This window comes from Pseudoxanthomonas sp. J31 (genome assembly GCF_000510725.1).
GTDB lineage: Bacteria > Pseudomonadota > Gammaproteobacteria > Xanthomonadales > Xanthomonadaceae > Pseudoxanthomonas.
Genome location: NZ_AZNZ01000001.1, coordinates 463,025 through 484,730, shown reverse-complemented (window position 1 = coordinate 484,730; position 21,706 = coordinate 463,025). Strand labels below are relative to the sequence as shown.

Sequence of the window (21,706 nt, the reverse complement as noted above, 5' to 3'; positions counted from 1 at the left end):
GCAGATCGCCCCTGGCGGGGCATTCTTGAGCGCGACCTTCACGTTCTGTGCAAACGCGCACAGTGGTCCCGTGCGTTGCGCACGCGGGCACGACGAAAGTCCAAAGCGCAAGGCGCCGGCGCGCCCGCGCACCAGCGCAATGATTACCGTGGCAACCGGTTGCGGCGGCGGATCAGCCGAGGGTGCCGACCAGGCTTACCTCCCGCCCATCGGGGATCTCGTTGTACGAGAGCACGTTCAAGCCGGGCGCGAACAGCCGTGCGTAGCGCGCCAGGATCGGGCGCAGCCGCGGGATCACCAGCAGCACCGGCGGCAGGCCCTGCTGCTTCATCTGCTCGCGCGTGGCCGGCATGTTGAGCTGCAGCTGGGTCAGCACGTTGGGATCGATCGGGAAGTTGTCCAGGGCGATGCGGCTGCTGGAGCTCTCGGCGCTGCTGAGCGCGCCCAGCAGCAGGCCCTCCAGCTCGCTGCCCAGGCCGAAGCCGTGGATCTGCCGGCGCTGGCCGAAGATCCCGGCCACGATCTGCCGGCGCAGCGCGCAGCGCACCTCCGCCGCCAGCAGCACCGGGTCCTTGGTGCCCTCGGCCGCCTCGACCAGGGCCGAGGCGATGCCGCGGATGTCCTTCAGCGACACGTTCTCCGCCAGCAGCTGGCCGAACACGCGGCGCAGCTGGCCGTGGCTCAGCGCCTTGCCCAGCGCCTCCCCCAGCACCGGCGCCTGCGCCGACAGGCGCTCGAGCATGGCCGCCACGTCGTCGTAGGTGAACAGGTCCTGCAGGTTGTCGCTGACCACCTTGGCCAGGTGGGTGGCGATCACGGTGGAGCAGTCCACCACCTGGTAGCCCAGGCCCAGCGCGTGCGCCTTGCGCTCCGGCTCGATCCAGGTGACCTGCATCTCGTAGGCAGGGTCCACGTCCGGGATCCCGTCCAGTTCGCCGTACACCTTGGCCGAGGGGATGGCCATCAGCCGGTTGGCGTGCACCTGGCCCTGCGCCACCACCGCGCCGGCCATCAGCACCGAGTACTGCGCCGGCGGCTGCGACAGGTCGCTGCGCGCGCCGATCGGCGGCACCAGGAAGCCGAGGTTCTCCGACAGGTTCTGGCGCATGCCACGCAGGCGCTTGAGCAGCGGCGCGCCCTGGGCTTCGTCGATCAGGCCGATGAGCTTGTAGCCCAGCGCCACCGACAGGGTTTCCACGTACGGGATGCTGGCCCAGTCCAGCGCCGCCGGCGGCGCCGACAGCAGGGTGGCCTCGACCTCGCGCGCCGGGTCCGGGGCTTCCACCGCCGCGCCCCCGCGCTGCAGGCGCCAGCCGAGGTAGCCGAGCAGCGCGGCGAAGGCCAGGAACAGCAGGCCCGGCATGCCCGGCAGCATCGCCAGCAGCAGCAGCAGGCCGGCGGTGCCGTACATCACGCTGGGCGAAGCCAGCAGCTGCTGCCCCAACTGCTGCTCCATGTCGCCGCTGGAGCTGATCCGGGTGACGATGATCGCCGCCGCGGCCGACAGCAGCAGCGCCGGGATCTGCGCCACCAGGCCGTCGCCGATGGTCAGCAGGCCGTACTGCTGGAAGGCGTCGGCGAAGCCCATGCCGTTCATGGCCATGCCGATCAGCAGGCCGCCGACCAGGTTGATGACCAGCACCAGGATGCCGGCGATGGCGTCGCCGCGGACGAACTTGGAGGCGCCGTCCATCGCGCCGTAGAAGTCGGCCTCGGCAGCGACCTCGGCGCGGCGCTGTTGCGCCTGGTCCTGGGTGATCAGGCCGGCGTTGAGGTCGGCGTCGATCGCCATCTGCTTGCCGGGCAGCGCGTCCAGGGTGAAGCGCGCCGAGACCTCGGAGATGCGCTCGGCGCCCTTGGTGACCACCACGAAGTTGATGATCATCAGGATGACGAACACCACCAGGCCGACCACGAAGTTGCCGCCGATCACCACGTGGCCGAAGGCCTCGATCACGCGGCCGGCCGCGTCGGTGCCCTCGTGGCCGTTGAGCAGCACCACCCGGGTGGAGGCCACGTTGAGCATCAGCCGCATCAGCGTGGCGCCGAGGATGATGGTCGGGAACGCGGAGAACTCCAGCGGCCGCCGCACCGTCACGCTGACCAGGATCACCACGATGGCCAGGGCGATGTTGAACACGAACAGGGTGTCCAGCACCGCCGGCGGCAACGGCAGCACCAGCATGGCCAGCATCAGCAGCAGGGCCAGCGGCGCGCCGACCTTGATCCGGCGCAGGGGGGCGAGGAAGTTCTTGGACGGGTTCATGCCGGCTCGGGGGAACTCAGTTCTGCGGGGATGTCCAGGCGCGCCGGCCGGCGCGGCGGCGCGCGCCGCTGGCCGTTGCGGAAGGCCTTGATCTGCAGCACGTAGATCAGGACCTGGGCGACCGCGTCGTACAGCGCGGCCGGGATCTGCTGGTTGACCTGGCTGGTGTGGTAGACCGCGCGCGCCAGCGGCGGCAGCTCGAGCACCTCGACGCCGTGGGCCTCGGCCACCTGGCGGATGAACAGCGCCGACTCATCCAGGCCCTTGGCCAGCACGAAGGGCGCCTGCGCGCGGGACTCGTCGTACTTGAGCGCCACCGCGTAGTGGGTCGGGTTGACCACCACCACGTCGGCCTGGGGCACCGCGCGGCGGATGCCGCTGTGCAGCATCGCCCGCCGCAGCTGGCGCATGCGCTGCTTGACCTCGGGCCGGCCTTCGTTCTGCTTGTGCTCTTCCTTCAGGTCGCGCTTGCTCATGCGCTGCTCGCGCAGGAACAGCAGGCCCTGCAGCGGCACGTCGGCCAGCGCGAACGCCGCCAGCACCGCGCACAGCCACAGCATCGTATCAAGCAGCAGGCGCGAGCCACCGGCCAGCGCGTCCTCCAGCGGCACGCCCTGCAGCGCGGCGAACGCGCGCAGGTTGCCGCGGCACTGCCAGTACAGAACCGCCAGCACCGCCACGCACTTGAGCACCAGCATGCCGGTCTGGGCGTAGTGCCGTGGCTTGACCAGCTTGCCGAGGTTGGCGGCCGGGTTCAGCCGGCTGAACCTGGGCTGCAGCTGCGCCGGCGCCAGCACCCAGCCGCCGGGGAACAGCGAGGCCAGGGCGATGCAGGCCGGCACCGCCGCCAGCGGCAGCAGCATCTTCGCCAGCAGCATGAGGGTCGCCGGGAACAGCTGCGAGGCGGCGTCGTCCAGCCCGCCCGGCCCGGGCCCGGGCATGGCCAGCGCGAACAGCCGGCGGAAGTCGTCCAGCCAGCCCGGCATCAGCCACAGCGCCAGCTGCAGGCAGGCCAGCACCCCGACCGCGGTGCCGACGTCGCGCGAGCGGGCGACCTGCCCTTCCTCGCGCGCCTTGCGCAGCTTGTGCGGGGTCGGCTTTTCGCTCTTGTCCCCGGCATCGGACTGGCTCATGGCACCCCCGGGGCGGCGGCCAGGCCGTCCAGCATCCCGACCACGTGCGCCAGCATCCGCTGCACATGGCCTGGCAGCGACGGCACCAGCAGCATCACCAGCAGCAGGCCGAAGGCGATGGTCACCGAGAAGCCCAGCGCGAACAGGTTCAGGGTCGGGGCCACGCGGTTGAGCAGGCCGGAGCCGAACTGCACCGCCATGGCCGCGAACACCAGCGGCAGCGCCAGCATCAGTGCCGCGGCGAAGATCCAGCCCACCCCCAGCGCCAGCCGCAGCAGCGCGCCGTCGTCCAGCGAGGCGGCGCCCACCGGCCACACGTGGAAGCTGCGCGCCAGCACGTGGGTCACCAGCAGGTGGCCGTCGAAGGCGAAGAACAGCAGCACGAACACCACGTAGACCAGGACCGAGACCGCGTCGCTGGGGGTGCCGCTCACCGGGTCGTTGAGCATGGCCATGGCCAGGCCCATCTGCGAGGAGGCCAGCACGCCGAACAGGGTCAGCGCCGCCAGCACCAGGTGGAACGCCAGGCCGATCATGCCGCCCACCAGCACCTGCTCGAACACCAGCACCACCCCGTGCAGCGAGACCGGGTCCACCTGCGGCGGCGGCGGCAGCGCCGGCTGCACCGCCACCGCCAGCACCAGGGCCAGCAGCATCCGCGCGCGCACCGGCACCAGCGCCTCGCCCAGCACCGGCGCAACCGCCAGCGCCGCGGCGAAGCGGAAGAACGGCCACAGCAGGACGGTGTAGACGTCCTGCAGCTGGTGCAGCAACGCCTCCATCGCCGCTACCCCACCAGCTGCGCGGCGCGCTGGAAGATTCCCACGGTGTACTGCATCAGCTGCGCGGCCACCCAGTGCCCGGCCAGGCCGATCACCAGCAGGGTGCACACCAGGCGCGGCAGGAAGCTCATGGTCTGTTCGTTGATCTGGGTCGCGGCCTGGAACAGGCTCACCAGCACGCCCACCACCATGCTCGGCACGATCAGCACCAGCACCAGCAGGATGATCAGGCGCAGCGCGCCCATCGCCAGCTCGGCGACGATGTCCGGGCTCATGCCGCTATATCCCCTGCACGCTGGTGACCAGGGTGTTGACCGTCAGCGACCAGCCGTCCACCAGCACGAACAGCAGCAACTTGAGCGGCAGCGATATCACCAGCGGCGAGAGCATCATCATGCCCATCGACATCAGCAGCGAGGCCACCACGATGTCGATCACCAGGAACGGGATGAACAGCATGCAGCCGATCTGGAACGCGGTCTTCAGTTCGCTGAGCACGAACGCGGCCAGCTTGACCGTGAACGGCTGCGCCTCCGGGTCCAGGCCGGCCGGCGAGCCGGAGATGGTGGCGATGTGGGCCAGGGTGGCCTTGTCGGTCTGCGCCAGCATGAAGCGCGACAGCGGCACGTTGCCGCGGCGCAGGGCCTCCTGCATGGTGATCTGGTCCTGGTCGTAGGGGACCATCGCCTCGTTCCAGATGCGCTCGCCGACCGGGCGCATCACCAGCAGGGTCAGCACCAGCGCCACGCCGGTGACGACCCGCTGCGGCAGGCCCTGCTGCAGGCCCAGCGCCTGCTTGAGCAGGGACAGCACGATCACGTAGCGCAGGAAGCTGGTCATGGTCATCACCAGGGCCGGCAGCAGCCCCAGCAGCGTCATCAGGACCAGGATCTGGGTCTTGACCGTGAAGCCCTGCTCGATCGAGCCGGACACCATCGGTGCGGTGGCCGCGGCCTGCGCCGCGACCGGCGCCAGCGCCAGCAGGCCCGCGGCCGGCAGCGCCCGCGCGAGGCGCCTGCTCATGGCGCCAGCGAGCCCAGGTCGTCCAGTTCCACGACCTTCAGCCCGTAGTTGTCGCCGGCCACCACCACTTCGGCACGCCCGATGGTGGCGCCGTTGACCTTGATCAGCAGCGGCTCGCCGGCCAGCCGGTCCAGCTCCACCACCGAGCCGTGCTCGAGGGCGACCAGCTCCGACAGCGGCAGGGTGGCGCTGCCGACCTCCAGGGTCAGGCGCACCGGGATGCGCCGCAGCAGCTGCAACGGCGCGCGTTGCGCGGGCGCCGCCTCGGACGGCTCGGCGGCCTGGCCGGCGAGCGCGCCCAGCAGCGCGTCGGCGTCGAAATCACGGGTACTCATGGCTTACTCGACAGGCACGAAGGAGGTCAGGCACAGCGTCCCGCCCTGTTCGGCGACGCTGGCGCGGAAGAGGTGCACGTCCTCGACCAGGACGTCGGCGGTGCCGACCGGGCGGATCGGCAGGATGTCGCCGGGACGCAGGCGCAGCAGGTCCTCGAACGCGATCTCGCGGGTGGCGATGCGCGCGTTGAGGGTCACCGGCAGGCGCCGCTGCAGCGGCTGGCCGGCATCGGGCGCCGGCGCCAGCGCCGGGCGCGCCGGGGCGACGTGGTGGAACAGGTGCTCCAGCCAGGCTTCGTCCAGGGCCAGTTCCAGGCGCCCGGCCAGGCCCAAGCCGTCCTCGTGCAGCTCGATGCGCACGATGCGGCGGCCGGCGTGGGGCGAGGCGGCGGCCTCGGCGGCGAAGCCGCCGGCGCTGCCGCCGGAACACACCGCCAGCGCGTCCAGGAACTGCGGGTAGAGGCCGCCGGTGAAGCGGTGCTCGGTCTCGGTTTCCGGCGCGTCGGCCTGGGCCGCGGCGGTGGCCGGATCGTCGCCGTAGTGGAAGCCGAGCATGGCCAGCAGCAGCGGGCGCTCCAGGCGCACGGCCACCGCGCCTGTCGCATCGCGGTAGGCGCGCCAGCGGGTGGCGCCGTCGGCGCCCGGCAGGCTGGCGGCGATGCCCGCCGCGCCGACCCGGAAGCGCGCGCCGCAACGCCTGTTGAAGCGGTGCTGCAGGGCCTGCTCCAGGTGCAGCGCCAGGCGCTGCAGGAAACCGTCCAGCAGGTGGAACGGGCGCCCCAGGGTGCACGGGTCCAGCGGCGCGACGCGCGCCGTGGCGGGACCGGGTTGGAGGCGCGGGCGGGCCATGGGGCAGGCAGGCAGCCGGTTGGGAGGGGCCTGCATTGTGGTGGCCGCACCCGGTGGAGGCGGCGAATCTCAACGCAATCCAAAGACGACGACGGGCCGCCGGCAAAGGCCGGCGACCCGTCGTGGTGGCGCGCGGCGGGCGGGCCCGCCGCGCCTGCCGGCCGCGGATTACTGCAGCAGCGACAGGACCATCTGGCTCATCTGCGAGGACTGCTTGAGCATCGAGGTGCCGGCCTGCATCAGGATGTTCTTGGCGGTCATGTTCGCGGTCTCCGAGGCGTAGTCCACGTCCATGATGCGGCCGCGCGCATCGGTGGTGTTGGTCTGCATGTTCTGCAGGTTGTTGTAGGTGTGGGTCAGGCGGTTCTGGGCCGCACCCAGCTTGGAGCGGGCGGCGCCGACGTCGTCCAGGGTGGTGTTCAGCGTGCTGATCAGGGCCGAGGCGTTGCCGCTGGTGGTCAGGTCGCTGGCATTGGTGCCCTGGAAGTCCTTCAGCTTGGTGATGTCGGCGCTGATGTCCACCGACATGGTCTCGGCCGCGGTCGCGCCGATCTGGAAGCTGACCGAGCCGGCCAGCTTGCCGCCGTCCAGCAGCGCTTCGCCGCCGTAGGTGGTGTTGCTGAGGATGTTGCCCAGCTCCTTGACCAGGTCCTGGTACTCCGCGTCCAGCGCGGTGAGGTCGGAGGTGGTGGTGGAACCGTCGGCGGCCTGGGTGGCCAGGTCCTTCATGCGCAGGACGATGTTGGTGAACTCCTGCAGCGCGCCTTCGGCGGTCTGCATCAGCGAGATGCCGTTCTGGGTGTTCTGCGCGGCGACCGACATGCCGCGGGTCTGGGCCAGCAGGCGGGTGGCGATCTGCAGGCCGGCGGCGTCGTCGGCGGCCGAGTTGATCTTGTAGCCGGTGCCCAGGCGGGTCATCGAGGTCGACAGCGCGGCGTTGCTGCTCGCCAGGTTGTTGCGGATGGTCAGGCCGGCGGAGTTGGTGTGCAGGCTCAGCATGGTGAGGTGTCCTTGGTGTTCATCGAGAGGAGGGGCGTGGACGCCATCGCCCACCCCTGATCAAGACGACGCCGCGGTCCGGGCGATTAAGCGTTTCCGGCGCCTTCTCTCCGTTCCGTGCGCCGCGTCATGCTTTGGCGCGCGGACGCACGCTCAGCCGCCGGCGAGGCGCTGCACCTGGCCGGCGACCTGGCGCAGCTTGGCCGCGTAGTCCGGGTCGGTGGCGTAGCCGCCGCGCACCAGCCCGGCGGCGAACGCGGCGGCATCGTCGCCGGCGCCGCGCACGCCGGCGTAGCGCGGGCTGCGCAGCAGGCGCACGTAGTCGGCGAAGGCGGAGGCGTAGTCCCCATAGGCGCGGAAGCGCTGCATCACCGGCAGCAGGCCGCCGTCGGCGGTGGCCTCGCGGGTCAGCGCCTCGACGCTGGCGCCGCTCCACCCGGATCCGGCCTTGATCCCGAACAGGTTGTGGCTGCTGCCGCCGTCGCCGGTGCGCGGCGGCTGCCGGCCCCAGCCCGATTCCAGCGCCGCGTGCGCGGCCACCAGCGCCGGTGACACGCCCAGCGCCGCCGCGGCCTGCCGGGTCCACGGCGCGATCGATTCGAGGAAGCCGCGGCGCTGCTGCTCGTCGGCCGCGCCGGCGGCGCCGGCGGCCGCGGCGGTGGCCGCCGGCAGCTGCGAGGGCAGCAGGTTGGCCATGGCCGCGCCGGCGGCCATCGCGGTGCGCGCCTGGCCGTGGCCGAAGCCGTTGCGGATGCTGTCGACGATCTCGCCGTGCAGGCGCGCGAAGGCCGGCGCGAAGGCGCCGGCCTGGCCGGAGGTCGGTGCGGTGGGCCGGGTCGCTGCCGGCGCGGCCCAGGCGCCGGCGGCGGAGCCTGCGTCAGCCGGCCGGAGCATAGGTATGGCTTTCGCCGTACAGCACCTGGCTCATCGTCTCGTACTGGGCGGCCAGCAGGTTGCCGTTGCGCACGGTCAGGGTGCGGCAGTGCACGGCCATGTCGCGCAGCTCGCAGCAGCGCTGCTCCAGCTCGGCCTGCTGCCCGGCGCTGAACGCCGCGCCGGCGGGCAGGCCCTGGGCACTGCGCCCGCAAAGCAGGCGCGCGACTTCCAGCAGGCGCGGATGGCGCGCCTGGCCCTGGTCCTCGAGCCGGGCCAGGCCCTGCGAGATCGACTCGCTGATCCGCATCATCGCCGCGGTGTCCAGGCGCGCGGCCACCTGGTACTGCTCCTCGAGCATGCGCGCCAGGTTGCGGTAGATCTCCAGTTCGCGGTCCAGGCCCGCGATCATCTGCTCGAGCACGGTGGCGTGCATTTCAGTCCTGCTTGCCGTGGAAACGCAGGATCATCGTCGCCAGCACGTCGGCATCGAAGCGGATGCGGCCGGCCTGGATCGAGCGCTTGATCTCGGCGATGCGGCCGTCGGTCTTCACGTCCGCCTTCAGCGCGGCCTCGGCGGCGCGCACGATCTCGGCGTCGGCGGCGGGCCGGCCGGCATCGGGCGCGGACTGCGGCGCGGCGGCCGCGCGCTCCTGCGCGGCGCGCTCCTGGGCGGTGCCCTGCACCTGGCTGGGGCCCTGCACGGGCGTGGGGAAGACGATCTTCATGGCGGCCACCTTAGGGGGATTGGGGCTGGCGCGGCCGGATCCTCAACGGAATCTGGCCCGCCTGACCACGATAGACGGCAGCCGGCGGCCGCCGCTTAAATCCGCCGGCCCGGAACCGGCGCCGCCGCGGCTCATGGGGCGGCCGTGGCGGGGCCGCTGCCGACCATCTGCACGCCCTCGATCAGCGGCCGGGGGCTCAGCGGCACCCCGAACATCCGGCGCATGGCGTCGGCGTGGCCGGCGTCGAGGATCATGAACTCGATCCGGCGGTTGACCGCGGCAGTGGGGTCGTCCGGGGTCAGCGGCGCATTGGCGGCCATGCCCACCGACTGCAGCACCGCGGTGTCGGGCATGCCGCCTTCCAGCAACAGGGTGCGCGCGGCCAGCGCGCGCTCGCTGGACAGGTGCCAGTTGGAGCGCGCGGCGCCGCCGGCCTCGCGGTACGGCAGGGCGTCGGTGTGGCCCACCAGCACGATCGGGTTGCCGACCCCGGCGAACACCGCGCCCAGGCGCCGCAGCAGGTCGCGGAAGCGCTCGTTGGGCACCGCGCTGCCGAGCCGGAACACGCCGCGGCGGTCGGTGTCGTGCAGCATCACCCGCAGGCCCTGGTCGGTGATGGCCAGGCCGAGGTTGTCCTCCAGCCCGGCCTCCTCGCCCAGCTGGCGCAGGCGCTCGGCCAGCTGCTGCATGTCCTGCGGCAATTCGTAGAAGCGCGGTTGCTCCTGTTCCGCCTGCTGCCCGTCCACGGGCTCGCCGTGGGGCGTCTCGGCGGGCACCTCGCCCAGGCCGCGGTCGTCGCGCTGCCCGCCCTCGCCCGGCAGCAGGCCGGTGCCGCCCTCGTAGGCCAGGCTCTGGCTGAGCTTGCGCACCGCCTCTTCCTCGCGGCTGCTGATCAGCCACAGCACCAGGAACAGGCACATCAGCGCCAGGCAGAAGTCGGCGAAGGCGACCTTCCAGGTGCCGCCGTGCTCGTCGTCGTGGCCGTGGCCGCGGCCGCCGCGCTTGATGATCGTCGTCTCGGCGCCGGCGCGCGCCGGGCGCGCGCCGCGCTGCGCGGGGTCGCCGCCGGACCCGTCCGGGCTCACGCCGTGCCCCCCTCAAGCCGGGTGATCCAGCCCTCCAGCTGCAGGAAGCTGGGCTTGCTGTTGAGCGGCATCAGCCGGCGACCGGCGTCCAGCGCCAGCAGCGGCGGCTTGCCGGCGGCGTACGCCACCAGCACCACCTTGATGCACTCAAGCTCGGCGACCTCGTCCTTCACCCCCTGCGAGATCATGTTGCTGAGCGGGTCGAGCACGCCGTAGCACAGGAACACGCCGAGGAAGGTGCCGATCATCGCCGCGGCCACCTTGGCCGCGATCTCGCCGGAGGTGGCGCCGTCGGCGACGATGTTCATCGCCATCACCACGCCCAGGACCGCGGCGACGATGCCGAAGCCCGGCATCGCCTCGCCGGTCTTGCGCAGCGACTTGGACGGCTGTTCCAGGTCGCCGTGGATCGCCTCCAGCTCCTGCTCCAGCACGCCTTCCAGCTCGTGCGCGGTGATCCGGCCCAGGGCCATCAGCCGGAAGTTGTCGACGATGAAGGCCAGCACCCGCGGCGAGGACAGCACCAGCGGGTAGCGCTGGAAGATCGGGCTGGCCTGCGGCGACTCCACGTGCTCGTCCAGGGCCTTGAGGTCGCGGCCCAGCTGCAGCAGTTCGTACATGGCCAGCAGCAGCTGGCGCTCGGCCTCGTGGCCGCTGCCCTTGCGCGAGCGCGCGAAGACCTTGCGCACCTGGCCCACCAGCTCGGCCAGCACGTGGCGCGGGTTGCCCAGCACGATCGAGCCCAGCGCGGCGCCGACGATGATCAGCAGCTCCACCGGCTGCCAGATCAGGCTGAAGGTGCCGCCCATGATCATGAAGCCGCCGAACACGGCGCCGAGGACGATGAAGATGCCGAACAACTGTTGCATGGTGGTGTTCCCAACGGTGCCGGGCGCGGCCCGGCGTTCGGCCCGCGCCGGCGGGCGGCGTTATTCCTGCTCCAGCACGCTGCGCATCTTGGCCAGCGCGCGCTTGTTGATCTGGCAGATCCGCGCCGCGGTCAGGTCGAGCACCTGCGCGATCTCCTCCAGGTTCAGCTCGAACTCGTAGTACAGCTGGATCACCTTCTGCTCGCGCTCGTCCAGCGCCAGCAGCGCGCGCGCCAGGCTGGCGGCGTCGATCGCGCGGCGCTCCGGGCCCGGCTGCTGGCCGGCCACGTCCGTCCCTTCCGCCAGCAGCGCGTCGAAGCTGGCGAACTCGCTGGCGCAGTCGTCGCACAGCAGCTGCTCGTACTCGGCCAGGTCGATCCCCAGTGCCGCGCACACCTCCGCCCGCCCCGGCTCGCGCCCCAGCTGCCGGCGCAGCTTGCGCTCGGCGGCGCGCAGGCGGTGCGCGCCCTGGCGCGCGGCGCGCGGGCGCCAGTCCTGGCGCCGCAGCTCGTCGAGGATGGCGCCGCGGATGCGCATGGCGGCGTAGCCGGGGAAGCCTTCGTCCGGGCGGCCGTAGCGGCGCAGCGCCTCGAGCAGGCCCATCAGCCCGACCTGCTCCATGTCCGAGCATTCCATCACCGCGCCGGCGTGCGAGGACAGCGCGCGCACCGCGCGCCGGACCAGCGGCATGTACGCGATCATCCACTCCCGTTCGGAGGCCGCGTCGGCCTGGTCGGCGAGCGATTGCAGCTGCGCGTACTGGACCGCCGCCGCGCTCATTCCACCATCATCCTTGCGACCATGACCTGGGAGAACGGCATCCGCTCCGGGTCGCCATAGGCCTGGACGTACTGCTCGTCCAGCAGCGCCGCGATCTGGTCCACCTGCATCCGCCGCAGCTCGTCGGCCGAGCGCGCCGACAGGGTGCGCAGGGCGACGCTGCGCAGCAACGGCAGCTGCGCGGTGGTGCGGCTGGCGGCGTCCTTGTCGGCGACCGCGAACACCAGGTCCATCGCCAGGTAGCGCGGCCGCCCGCCGGCGCCGTCGCTGCGGGTCATCACCACCAGTTTCTCCAGGGTGACGTAGCGCTCGCTGGGCACCGGCGCGACCGGGCGCGCGGCCGGCGCACCGGCCTGCTCCGCGTGCGCGGCGAACGGCCCCCAGCCCTTGTACCAGGCGCCCCCGGCCGCGGCGGCCAGCACCAGTACGCCGGCCAGGACCAGGACCAGGCTCTTCTTCATCACATCAGGCTCCGGTGGTGCTCACGCGGCGCAGGGCCGCGGCGAAACGGGTATAGGCCTCGTCGGACTCGCCCAGTGCACGGCCCGGCACGGCCGGCTGCGGCGCGTCCTCGCGCGCATGCCTGCCCTGCCCCTGGGGATCGGCATGGCGCTGCTGCGCCACCTGCACGCTGACTTCGGTGAAGTGGCGGCCGCCGAGGTCCTGGCGCAGGCTGTCGCCGATCCCCTGCAGCTGCCGCACCACGTCGTCGTGGCTGGCGCTCAGGTGCACCCGCAGTGCGCCGGCCTCGTGGCGCAGTTCCAGCTGCACCGTGCCGGCCAGGTAGGGCTCCAGCTGGATCACCGCCTGCTGTACGCCCTGGCGGAGCTGGGCCTGGATGCGCGCGCCGAGCAGGCCCAGCAGGGCCTCGTGGCTGGCGCGGCCGGCCTCGTGCGGCGCCGCCTGGACCATCCCGGCCAGCGGCACCGGCGGGTTCGCGGCCGGGACCGGCGCCGGAGGCGGGGCAGCGGCGGCGATCCCGGCCAGGGCCACGCCGGCGCCATGGGCTTCGCCCGCGGGCGCGGACGGCGCCGGCGATGGATTGGCGTCGGTGCCAGCCTGCGCCATCGGCCGGGCGGCGGCGGGGGGATAGGGGGCGGGGGCTGCCAGCGGGGGGAGAGTGGCAGCCCCCGCCATGTGGGCCGCCGCGTCATGGCCTGGCACGGCGGCCGCAACAGCGGCATTGGGGGGGATGGGGAGCGGCGGCGCCTTCGCGGGGGAAGGCGCTTCGGCCGGGAACAGCTGCGCGCGCAGCGCGCGGGTCACCGCGTCCTTGTGGTCGAGGCTGGCCAGGGGCAGCGCCGGCACGGCCGCGGCCCGCGGCTGCGGCGCCTGCGCCGGCAGGCCGTCCGCCACCGGCGCCGGCGGCAACGGTGCGGCGGGGATCGCCAGCAGGTCGGCCAGCATGTCCGCAAGTTCGGTATCCACGGCGGCATCGGCCGCGGGCACGCCCGCTTCAGCCACGGGCATGGCCGCGTCCAGCGACGCGGCGAAATCCTCCAGCACGGTCGCCGGCATCCCGCCCTCGCCGTCGGCCATGGGCAGCGCGGCGGCGACCGGATCGCCGCCGGGGTTCGTGGCGGCGCCGCCGCAAAGGGCCCTGCCCTGCATGGCGGCGATCACGACCGCCCGTCCAGCGGCGCGTCGTGCCGCGCATAGGCGCCGGCGCCGGTACGCCGGCGGCGCAGGATGGCCATGTCCTCGGCCAGCCGCGCCAGGTGCGCGGCCAGCGCCACGCGCGCTTCGCGCAGCAACTGTTCGGCCTCCTCGATCCTCTCGCGCAGCGGCGGCGTCATCGTGCCCAGCTGCCCGGCCTCGTGCAGGGCCTGGCGCAGCTGCAGGTCGGCGTTGGCGACGCCGTCCCAGTCGCAGGCCTGCATGCGCGCGCGCACCAGCTCGGTGGCCTCGCGCAGTTGCAGCGCGATGCGCGCCCGGCTCATGGGCCGCGTGCCTCGAGGCTGCGCCAGGCCTGGCGCAGGGTCTCCACGGTCGCGGACACCTCTTCGACCATGGCGGCGTCCATGGCGATGCCGGCCTCGTTGATGCGCAGGATCATGTATTCGTACAGGCGCCCCAGATCGGCCACCGGCTCGCCGCCCAGCTCGAAGTCCAGCGAGCTGGACAGGGCGGTGATCAGGTCGATGCACTTGCAGATGCCCTGGCCCTTGGCCTCGTAGCGGCGCGCCTCGATGTGCGCGCGCACCCGCGCCAGTTCGTCGGCCAGGCCGTCCAGCAGGACCAGGACCAGCTGCACCGGCGAGGCGCTGGCGGTCTGGCTGCTCAGACCGACCGACTGGTAACTGCCGTATCCGAACTGGTCCATCGTCGCTTACTTCCCGCTGTCGATCAGGAGGCTGTCGATCAGCGACAGCGTGTGCTCCATCTGGCTGTTGAGCGCCTGCACCTGGGTGAACTGCGCCAGGTAGCGCGAGTAGAGGCGATCGTACTGTTCGGTCACCGCGCTCTCGCGCTTGCTCAACGCTTTTTGAATCGCCTCGGCGGTCTCCTGGCGCTTCTTGAGCTGGCCGTTGGTGCCCGAAAGCCAGCTGTCCAGGTAGCCGTCCATGCTGGCGGTGATGCCGCTGCGGCCGTCGCCCAGCACCGAGGACAGCGCCTCCGGGTCGCGCTCCAGGGCCGCGAGCAGGCGCCTGGAATCCAGTTGCAGCACGCCCTTGCGGTCGGCACTCAGGCCCAGTTCCTGCAGGCTGCTGCCGCCGACCTTCTGCCGCAGCAGGTCGTCGAGGCGGCGCTGCAGCGCGATCACGCCGGCGTCGCCGGAGAACGCGCCGCCGGGGTCGCCGCTGGCGGCATCGCCGGCGCGGGTCAGCGCGGACAGCGAGCTGCGCAGCGCTTTGTAGGCGTCCACGAAGGACTGCACCGCCGCGGTGGTGGCCGTGTCGTCGCGGGCCACTTCCAGGGTCACGGTGGCGTTGGCCGCGGTGAAGTCCAGGGTCACGCCCTGCACGCCGGTGAAGCTGTTGCTGCCCTGCTCGATCCGGGTACCGCCGGTGCCACCGAGGAAGAACACCGCGTTGCGCGCCTCCGCCAGTTCGGTGGCGCCGGCCAGCGCCGCGGCCAGGCCGGCATCGCCCAGGCCGCTGGTGTCCAGGGTGATCGCGCCGGCGGCGCCGCCGACCGACGAGGCCAGCACCAGCTGCTGCTGGCCGTTGACGGTAAGCGTGGAGGCGCTGAGCTTGCCGCCGGCGGCCTGGTTGATGGCGCGCGCGATCTCCGCGGCCGACAGCTGGCCGTCGCCGTTGCCGTCGGCGCCGGACAGGTCCACGGTGAAGCTGCTGCCGTCGGCCAGGCCCACGCCCAGGCTGCCGGCGCCGGCCGCGGCGGTGGCGGCCAGCGCGCCGGAGGCCAGCTGGTGGTTGCTGGCCAGCTGCTCCACGAAGAAGGTGTAGCTGCCCGGGGCCGCGCCGGCCGCGGCGGTGGCCTTGGCCAGGCTCGTGTCGGACACGCTGGCCGTGTGCGCCACCGCGCCGCCGCCGGCGCCGGTGAACTTGTCCAGTGCGGCCTGGAAGGTCTCCAGCGCCTTGCGCAGGTCGGAGATGCCGGTGCTGGTGCGCTGGGCATTGGCCTTCTGCGCCGCCAGCAGGTCCTTGCTGCCCTGGATCGCCAGGTCGGCGTAGGCCTGGGCCATGGTGTGGGGGTAGTTCGAATCCGAGATTTCCATGGGCGGCTCCGGGCGGGATCAGTAGGCGTGGGCGAAACGGTGCGCGTGCACCCAGGACTGCAGCGCGAGCTGGTCCTGGCGCTTCTGGTCGCGGCTGGCCAGCTCGCGCGCCAGCTCGGCCTGCTTGTCGCGCAAGGTGCGCTGCACGCGCTCGCGGCGCAGGGCGGCTTCGGCCAGGGCGCGGCGCGCGGCCTCGATCGCCGCTTCCTGCGCGGCCAGGTCGCGGCGCTGGGCGGCGATCATGTCCACCAGCGAGGCCTTGTAGTGGGCGCTGTTGCTGGCGCGCACCGGGCAGTGGGCGCTCTGCCGGCCCACTTCCTCCAGCAGTTCGCGCATGCGCCGCAGGCTGTTGCGCGCGCGCTCGGCCAGCGCCTGGCGCTGCACCTGTTCGGCTTCCAGGCCCTCGACCTCGCGCGCGCGCAGTTCGGCCAGGCGGCGCAGGCTGGCCACGGTGTGTTGCAGGTTCATGCCAGGATCTCCTCGAGCCGGGCCACGGCGTCTTCGAGCGGCGAGGCTTCGTCCGTGCCCTGGCGCAGCCAGGCCACCAGGCGCGGATTGAGCGCCACGGCGCGGTCGGTGGCCGGGTCGGCGCCGGCGACGTAGCCGCCCAGCGGGATCAGGTCGCGCACCTGGGCGTGGCGCGCCAGCAGGTCCTTGAGTTCGCGCACGCGCGCCAGGTGGGCCTCGTCGACCACCAGGTCCATGCAGCGGCTGACCGAGCGCAGCACGTCGATCGAGGGGTAGTGGCCCTGCGCGGCGAGCTGGCGCGAAAGCATGATGTGGCCGTCGAGGATGGCGCGCGCGGTGTCCACCACCGGGTCCTGCTCGTCGTCGCCCTCGGCCAGCACGGTGTAGATCGCGCTCATGCTGCCCTCGCCCTCGCCATTGCCGGCGCTTTCCACCAGCTGCGGCAGCAGGCCGAACACCGAGGGCGGGTAGCCGCGGGTGGCCGGCGGTTCGCCCAGGGCCAGCGCCACCTCGCGCTGGGCCATGGCGTAGCGGGTCAGCGAATCGACCAGCAGCAGCACGTGCTCGCCGGCGTCGCGGAAGTGCGCGGCGATGGCATGGCACAGCTCGGTGGCCATCAGCCGCATCAGCGGCGATTCGTCGGCCGGGGCGACCACGACCACGGCCTTGCGCAGGCCTTCCGGGCCCAGCGAGCGCTCGATGAACTCGCGTACCTCGCGCCCGCGCTCGCCGATCAGGCCGACCACCACCACCGAGGCGGTGGTCTGCCGGGTGATCATGCCCAGCAGCACGCTCTTGCCCACGCCGCTGCCGGCGAACAGGCCCACGCGCTGGCCGCGGCCCAGGGTCAGGGCGCCGTTGATCGCGCGCACGCCCACGTCGAGCACGCCGCGCACCGGGCGCTTGCGCAGCGGGTTGACCCGCGGCGGATGCAGGTCCAGCGGCGCGCTGCCGCCGAGCGGGCCCATCCCGTCCATCGGCTCGCCCAGGCCGTCGATCACCCGGCCGCGCCAGGACGGGCCGATCAGCAGCGACTGTTCCTCCTGCTCGGCGATCACGCGCGCGCCGGCGACCAGGCCGGAAGGCTTGCGGAACGGCATCAGGAAGCAGGTGTGCTCGCGGAATCCGACCACGCGCGCGGCGATCCAGCCGCCGGATGCGGTCTCGATCCGCACCCGCTGCCCGGTCTCGAAGGCGTAGCCGGAGGCTTCCAGCAGCAGGCCGGAGACGCCGACCAGGCGCCCGACCGGGCGCGCCACCGGGATCTCGCCCAGGCTCAGCGCCAGGCTCATGGCGCCGGCCCTTGCGCCTGGCTGACCAGGGCGCGCAGCTGTTCGAGGCAGGCCGCCAGGCGCTGGCCGCAACCGGCGTCCAGCTCGCGCGCGCCGGCGCGGATCCGGCATTCCCCGGCCGGCAGGCGTTCGTCGGCCACCAGCTGCCAGCGCTCCGCCAGTTCCGGCGCCGCGGCGCTGATGCGGCGGAACTCCCCGGGATTGAGCCGCACCTCGACCGTCTCGGCCGGCACCGGCTGCTCGGCCAGCGCTTCCTCGACGAACTGCAGCAGGCGCTCGGGCTTCATCTCCAGCTCGCCGCGGATCACGTGCCGGGCCACCTGTTCCACCAGCGGCACCAGTTCCTGGCGCAGGCTCTGGCGGTGCTGTTCCTGCAGTTCGGTGATGCCGGCCATCAACGCCTGCACCGGCTCGGACAACGCCTTGAGGCCCTCGTCCACCAACGCGCGGGCGCGCTCGCCGCCGGCCTGCAGGCCGGCGGCGTAGCCTTCGGCGTGGCCCTCGGCATGGCCCTGCGCGCGCGCTTCCTCCAGCAGTTCCGGTGCCGGCAGCTGCGGCTGCGGTTCCTCCAGCAGCGGTGCCAGGCCGTCCATCCCGGCCATGGCCCGGACCCGGGCCAGCGACGGGAAGCTGTAGCGGCGGTATGGAAGCGGCGGGCTCATTCGACCACTTCCTCGGTGTACAGCTGCAGCTCGATCTCGCCGGCCTCGGCCATGTCGCGCACCTGCTCCATGATTTCGCGGCGGGCGCTATCGATGCGGCTCATGGGCAGCGGGCCGGTGCGCTTGAGCATGTCCTCGAAGGCCTGCACCTGGCGCCGCGGCATGGCCCGCGACAGCGCCTCGCGCAGCGACGGCTCGGTGCCCTTGAGGGCCACGCCCCAGCTCTCGAACGGCACCGCGGCGAGGATCGCGGAGATGGTCTGCGCGCTCTGGTGGGTCAGCAGGTCGATCGAGTACACGCGGTCCTCGATCTGCGCGGTGGCGTCCGGATCGGCCTCGCGCAGCACTTCGATCAGCTGGGCGCGGTTGCCGGGCAGGCGGTTGAGGATCTCCGCCGCCTGGCGCACGCCTTCCACCGCCGCGCTCTGGCTGCCCAGGTTCTCCAGGCAGGCGTCGACGATCGCCTCCAGGTCCTGCAGCAGCTCGTGGTCGATCTCCTTCAGCCGCGCGATCTGCAGCACCACGCGCTCGCGCTGCGCCTCCGGCAGCGCGGCGATCACCTGGCTGGCCTGCTCGGGCTTGAGGAAGGCCAGGAAGATCGCCTGCATGCGCACGTGCTCGCGCGCCAGGCGCTCGGCCAGCCACTGCGGCTGCGCCCACTCCAGGCGCTGCATCTTCGGCCCGATCACGTCGCCGTAGATGCCGTTGAGCACGCTGTTGGCCACCGCGCTGCCCAGGGCCAGGTCCAGCGAGCGCTGCAGGTAGGCGCGCGAGGCGCCGTTGACCCCGCTCTGCTCGCGGTAGGCATCGAAGAACATCTGCAGGGTTTCCTGCACCGCGTCGACCTTGACGCCGTTGATGCCCGACATCACCCGGGTCACCTCCAGCAGCTCCTCGCGCGAGAGGCAGCGCATCACCGCCGCGGCCGCCTCCTCGCCCATGCTCAGCAGGGTGATGGCGGCGCGTTCCAGCGGGGAAACCTCCACGCGCTTGGCCGGGACCAGGTCGGCGCCGGTCGGCGCCGCTTCGGCGGGGTTATCCATGCTTGCGTATCCAGGGCTTGAGCACTTCGGCCACCCGCTCGGGGGCCTGGCTGGCGAGCACGCGCAGGTGCTCGACCAGCACGTCGGCATCCGAACCCAGCGGCGGCAGCTTGGGGTCCGGCGGCGCCAGTTCCGGCGCCGGCACCGGCTCGGCGACCAGGGTCGCGGCGGCCGGGCCGCCCACCAGGGCCGGTTCCGGCGCGGGCGGCTGCGGCGCGTACTGGCGCAGGATCGCCAGCAGCGGGCGCACCAGCAGGAAGAAGCCCAACAGCGCCAGCACGGCGTAGCCCAGCCACGGCAGCGCCACGACCAGGTTCTCCGGGTCCTTCCACCACGGCGGCACCACGTGGCCGCCGTCGGGGCGGAAATCCATGGCCGAGACCACCAGCGCATCCTGGCGCGCGGCGTCGATGCCGATGCCGCTACGCAGGACGTCCTCGATCCTGGCGATCTGCTCGGCATTCCAGCCACCACCACCGGTGCCGGGCGCGGCGGCGTTGTTGAGCACCACCGCCACGCTCAGGCGCTTGAGCCGCACCGGGCTGCGCCGGATCTGGACCACGTTGCGGTCGTACACGTACTGGCGGGTGAGCGCGTTCTTCTGCGAGCGCGGACCGTCGGGCGCGTCGTTGGCGGCGGCGCCGGCCACCGCCACCGGGCGGTTGGACAGCGAACCGGGCACGCCCAGCGGGATCACGCCGCTGTCGTTCTCCTCGCGCGTGGCCTCCTGGGTCACGCGCGGGGCCTCGCCGTACTGCTCGTGGGTTTCCTCCACGCGGTCCTGGTCCACTTCCACCGCCACCGAGGCGCGGAAGTTGCCGTCGCCCAGGGTCGGCCCGAGCAGGTCCTGGATGTTGCGCAGGGTTTCCTCGCGCACCCGGGTGGCCAGTTCGCCGTTGTCGCCGCCGTGCGGGCTGGCCGGGTCGACGCCGGCGGACAGGAAGTTGCCGGCCTGGTCCACCACCGACACCCGCGCCGGGTCGAGGTTGGCGACGCTGCCGGAGACCATGGCGATGATCGCCGCCACCTGTTCCTTGTTGAGGCGCCGCCCCGGCTTGAGGGTCAGCACCACCGAGGCCGAGCTCTTGTCGCCGTCGCTGAGGATGAAGGACGAGGACTTGGCCACCGACAGGTGCACGCGCGCCGACTGCACCGGGTCCAGGGTGACGATGCTCTGCACCAGCTCGCCTTCCAGGCCGCGGCGGAAGCGCACGTCCTGCACGAACTGGCTGACGCCCAGCGGATCCTTCTGGTCGACCACCTCCAGGCCGTCCGGCAGGCGCGCGACCACGCCGCGCGCGGCCAGCAGCATGCGCACCTGGCCCAGGCGCGAGTCCGGCACCAGCACCTGGCCGGTGTCCGGGTGCAGGCGGTAGGGAATGCCCTCGGCGTCGAGCACCGACATCACGTCGGCCGCCACCACCTTCTCCTGCGCGCCGAACACCGGCTTGTAGCGCGAGTCGGCGTGGTGCAGGTACATCATCCCCAGCGCGGTCAGCGCCAAGGCCAGCAGCACCACCGGCAGCAGCCGCGACAGGGTGGCCGGGGACGGGCGCGGCAGCGAGGCGGGGAGCCAGCGCTGGGCCAGGGGCTTGAGGCGTTCGATCACGTCCGTGGGCGCCCGCTCAGACCGTGGTCTTCATGAGGTCGTCGAACGCGGCCATGACCTTGTTGCGCACCTGGATCAGCATCGAGAACGAGAGGCTGGCCTCCTGGCTGGCGAGCATGGCGCCGACCAGGTCGTCGCTGGCGCCGGTTTCCACCGCCTCGACCTGGCGCGCGGCCTCGTGCTGGACCGCGTCCACCTGGTGCAGGGCGCGCTGGAACAGGTCGCCGAACCCGCTGGCCGAAGGGCCTTCGGACGCCGGGGCCGGCGGCAGCTCGCCGGGCTGCAGCATGGCCAGGGACGGCAGGGAAGGCAGGTGCGTCAGGGCATCCATGGGCAGGCGGACTCGGGCAGCAGATCGGCCGGCATTGTGTCCAGCCGTTCCCGGGGCCGGGCCGATTCTGAAAGGAATCTCTACGGTCCTGCCGGCCGCCGCCCGGCCGCCTCGGCTGGCCGCCTCAGCCCGCAGCCAGCGCCCGTGCCTGCTCCGCCATGGCCGGCAGCGCGGCCTCGCCCAGTGCTGCCCCGACCAGGACCACGCCGGGGCGGCCGTCGCCGCCGGCCGGCAGCGTCGCCAGCCGCGCCAGGGTGGTCAGCCGCGCCTGTTCGCCGGGCTGCGAGGCCGCCTGCACCACCGCCGCCGGGGTGTCCGCCGGCAGGTGCGCCAGCAGGCCGCGGGCGATGCGCGGCAGCCGGCCCATGCCCATGTAGATGGCCAGGGTGGTGCCGCTGCGGGCCAGCGCCTCCCAGTCCGGCTCGCCGTGGTCGGCGGTATGCGCCGTGACGAAGCTCACGCCATGGCAGTGCTGGCGGTGGGTCAGGGACACGCCCAGCGCCGCCGCCGCGGCGAAGGCGGCGCTGACGCCATTGATGATGCGCACGGGGACGCCCGCCTCGCGCAGGAAAGCGATCTCCTCGCCGGCACGGCCGAACAGCAGCGCCTCGCCGCCCTTCACCCGGACCACGCGCAGGCCCTGCAGCGCGTAGCGCCGCATCAGCCGGCAGATGAAGGCCTGCGGCGTGGAGCGGCAGCCGCCGCGCTTGCCCACGCGCACCACGCGTGCCTGCGGCGCCAGCCCGACGATCCCCGGATCGACCAGCTCGTCCAGCAGCAGCACCTCGGCCTGCTGCAGGGCACGCACGGCCTTGAGGGTCAGCAGTTCCAGGTCGCCGGGCCCGGCGGAAAGCAGCACCACCTCGGCGGGCGTGCACGGGTTGGGTGAGGGGTGGTGGG

General features: G+C 72.7%; 26 protein-coding genes. All 26 read right to left on the bottom strand.

Going from position 1 to position 21,706, the window contains the following annotated elements:
- Window positions 1-172: 172 nt before the first annotated feature.
- Window positions 173-2,266, bottom strand: coding sequence for a flagellar biosynthesis protein FlhA (locus tag PSEJ31_RS0102225; protein ID WP_028914521.1), 2,094 nt, complete (start codon window positions 2,264-2,266; stop codon window positions 173-175).
- Window positions 2,263-3,399, bottom strand: a complete 1,137-nt coding sequence (locus PSEJ31_RS0102220) for a flagellar type III secretion system protein FlhB (RefSeq protein ID WP_028914520.1) — start codon at window positions 3,397-3,399, stop codon at window positions 2,263-2,265. Before PSEJ31_RS0102220 ends, PSEJ31_RS0102225 begins: the two co-directional genes overlap by 4 nt.
- Entirely contained in the window at window positions 3,396-4,181 is a 786-nt protein-coding gene (gene fliR, locus PSEJ31_RS0102215) for a flagellar biosynthetic protein FliR (protein WP_028914519.1), read from the bottom strand. The genes PSEJ31_RS0102220 and fliR overlap by 4 nt, the downstream gene beginning before the upstream one ends.
- 5 nt (window positions 4,182-4,186) lie before the next feature.
- Window positions 4,187-4,456, bottom strand: a complete 270-nt coding sequence (locus PSEJ31_RS0102210) for a flagellar biosynthetic protein FliQ (protein ID WP_028914518.1) — start codon at window positions 4,454-4,456, stop codon at window positions 4,187-4,189.
- A 4-nt stretch (window positions 4,457-4,460) separates the two neighbouring features.
- Window positions 4,461-5,204: a flagellar type III secretion system pore protein FliP gene (fliP, locus tag PSEJ31_RS0102205; RefSeq protein WP_028914517.1), complete on the bottom strand. Its 744-nt coding sequence runs from the start codon at window positions 5,202-5,204 to the stop codon at window positions 4,461-4,463.
- Window positions 5,201-5,539, bottom strand: coding sequence for a flagellar motor switch protein FliN (gene fliN / locus PSEJ31_RS0102200; protein WP_028914516.1), 339 nt, complete (start codon window positions 5,537-5,539; stop codon window positions 5,201-5,203). Before fliN ends, fliP begins: the two co-directional genes overlap by 4 nt.
- A gap of 3 nt (window positions 5,540-5,542) precedes the next feature.
- Complete coding sequence (locus PSEJ31_RS0102195; protein ID WP_028914515.1) at window positions 5,543-6,388, bottom strand: FliM/FliN family flagellar motor C-terminal domain-containing protein; 846 nt, start codon at window positions 6,386-6,388, stop codon at window positions 5,543-5,545.
- Between the two features lie 168 nt (window positions 6,389-6,556).
- Window positions 6,557-7,387, bottom strand: a complete 831-nt coding sequence (locus tag PSEJ31_RS0102190; RefSeq protein ID WP_028914514.1) for a flagellin — start codon at window positions 7,385-7,387, stop codon at window positions 6,557-6,559.
- Between the two features lie 153 nt (window positions 7,388-7,540).
- Window positions 7,541-8,281 (bottom strand): glucosaminidase domain-containing protein, encoded by a 741-nt coding sequence (locus PSEJ31_RS0102185; RefSeq protein ID WP_028914513.1) that lies wholly within the window; start codon window positions 8,279-8,281, stop codon window positions 7,541-7,543.
- Entirely contained in the window at window positions 8,265-8,696 is a 432-nt protein-coding gene (gene flgN, locus PSEJ31_RS16275) for a flagellar export chaperone FlgN (protein ID WP_051403613.1), read from the bottom strand. The genes PSEJ31_RS0102185 and flgN overlap by 17 nt, the downstream gene beginning before the upstream one ends.
- A 1-nt stretch (window position 8,697) precedes the next feature.
- Complete coding sequence (locus PSEJ31_RS15540; RefSeq protein ID WP_037034269.1) at window positions 8,698-8,988, bottom strand: hypothetical protein; 291 nt, start codon at window positions 8,986-8,988, stop codon at window positions 8,698-8,700.
- 131 nt (window positions 8,989-9,119) lie between these two features.
- Window positions 9,120-10,073, bottom strand: coding sequence for a flagellar motor protein MotB (locus PSEJ31_RS15535; protein WP_051403612.1), 954 nt, complete (start codon window positions 10,071-10,073; stop codon window positions 9,120-9,122).
- Window positions 10,070-10,942 carry a flagellar motor stator protein MotA gene (gene motA, locus PSEJ31_RS0102165; RefSeq protein ID WP_028914512.1) on the bottom strand — a complete coding sequence of 291 codons (873 nt, stop codon included), beginning with the start codon at window positions 10,940-10,942 and terminating at the stop codon, window positions 10,070-10,072. Before motA ends, PSEJ31_RS15535 begins: the two co-directional genes overlap by 4 nt.
- 60 nt (window positions 10,943-11,002) lie before the next feature.
- Complete coding sequence (gene fliA, locus PSEJ31_RS0102160; RefSeq protein WP_028914511.1) at window positions 11,003-11,722, bottom strand: RNA polymerase sigma factor FliA; 720 nt, start codon at window positions 11,720-11,722, stop codon at window positions 11,003-11,005.
- Window positions 11,719-12,183, bottom strand: a complete 465-nt coding sequence (locus tag PSEJ31_RS0102155) for a flagellar basal body-associated FliL family protein (RefSeq protein WP_028914510.1) — start codon at window positions 12,181-12,183, stop codon at window positions 11,719-11,721. The genes fliA and PSEJ31_RS0102155 overlap by 4 nt, the downstream gene beginning before the upstream one ends.
- 4 nt (window positions 12,184-12,187) lie before the next feature.
- Window positions 12,188-13,333 (bottom strand): flagellar hook-length control protein FliK, encoded by a 1,146-nt coding sequence (locus tag PSEJ31_RS17335; protein ID WP_198015015.1) that lies wholly within the window; start codon window positions 13,331-13,333, stop codon window positions 12,188-12,190.
- 8 nt (window positions 13,334-13,341) lie between these two features.
- Window positions 13,342-13,662, bottom strand: coding sequence for a hypothetical protein (locus PSEJ31_RS0102145; RefSeq protein ID WP_028914508.1), 321 nt, complete (start codon window positions 13,660-13,662; stop codon window positions 13,342-13,344).
- The gene (gene fliS / locus PSEJ31_RS0102140; RefSeq protein ID WP_028914507.1) at window positions 13,659-14,045 is read right to left on the bottom strand and encodes a flagellar export chaperone FliS; all 387 of its coding nucleotides are present in this window, start codon (window positions 14,043-14,045) and stop codon (window positions 13,659-13,661) included. The genes PSEJ31_RS0102145 and fliS overlap by 4 nt, the downstream gene beginning before the upstream one ends.
- A gap of 6 nt (window positions 14,046-14,051) precedes the next feature.
- A complete protein-coding gene (fliD, locus tag PSEJ31_RS0102135; RefSeq protein ID WP_051403611.1) occupies window positions 14,052-15,401 on the bottom strand; it encodes a flagellar filament capping protein FliD in 1,350 nt (449 codons plus the stop codon).
- Window positions 15,402-15,419: 18 nt separating this feature from the next.
- Window positions 15,420-15,869 carry a hypothetical protein gene (locus tag PSEJ31_RS0102130; RefSeq protein WP_028914505.1) on the bottom strand — a complete coding sequence of 150 codons (450 nt, stop codon included), beginning with the start codon at window positions 15,867-15,869 and terminating at the stop codon, window positions 15,420-15,422.
- Entirely contained in the window at window positions 15,866-17,161 is a 1,296-nt protein-coding gene (fliI, locus tag PSEJ31_RS0102125; protein WP_028914504.1) for a flagellar protein export ATPase FliI, read from the bottom strand. Before fliI ends, PSEJ31_RS0102130 begins: the two co-directional genes overlap by 4 nt.
- Window positions 17,158-17,823 carry a FliH/SctL family protein gene (locus PSEJ31_RS15530; protein WP_084220778.1) on the bottom strand — a complete coding sequence of 222 codons (666 nt, stop codon included), beginning with the start codon at window positions 17,821-17,823 and terminating at the stop codon, window positions 17,158-17,160. The genes fliI and PSEJ31_RS15530 overlap by 4 nt, the downstream gene beginning before the upstream one ends.
- Complete coding sequence (locus PSEJ31_RS0102115; protein WP_028914503.1) at window positions 17,820-18,866, bottom strand: FliG C-terminal domain-containing protein; 1,047 nt, start codon at window positions 18,864-18,866, stop codon at window positions 17,820-17,822. Before PSEJ31_RS0102115 ends, PSEJ31_RS15530 begins: the two co-directional genes overlap by 4 nt.
- Entirely contained in the window at window positions 18,859-20,475 is a 1,617-nt protein-coding gene (gene fliF / locus PSEJ31_RS0102110) for a flagellar basal-body MS-ring/collar protein FliF (RefSeq protein ID WP_051403609.1), read from the bottom strand. The genes PSEJ31_RS0102115 and fliF overlap by 8 nt, the downstream gene beginning before the upstream one ends.
- A gap of 16 nt (window positions 20,476-20,491) precedes the next feature.
- Window positions 20,492-20,806: a flagellar hook-basal body complex protein FliE gene (locus tag PSEJ31_RS0102105; protein ID WP_037034265.1), complete on the bottom strand. Its 315-nt coding sequence runs from the start codon at window positions 20,804-20,806 to the stop codon at window positions 20,492-20,494.
- 124 nt (window positions 20,807-20,930) lie between these two features.
- Complete coding sequence (gene cobA, locus PSEJ31_RS0102100) at window positions 20,931-21,668, bottom strand: uroporphyrinogen-III C-methyltransferase (protein WP_028914500.1); 738 nt, start codon at window positions 21,666-21,668, stop codon at window positions 20,931-20,933.
- Window positions 21,669-21,706 lie beyond the last annotated feature (38 nt).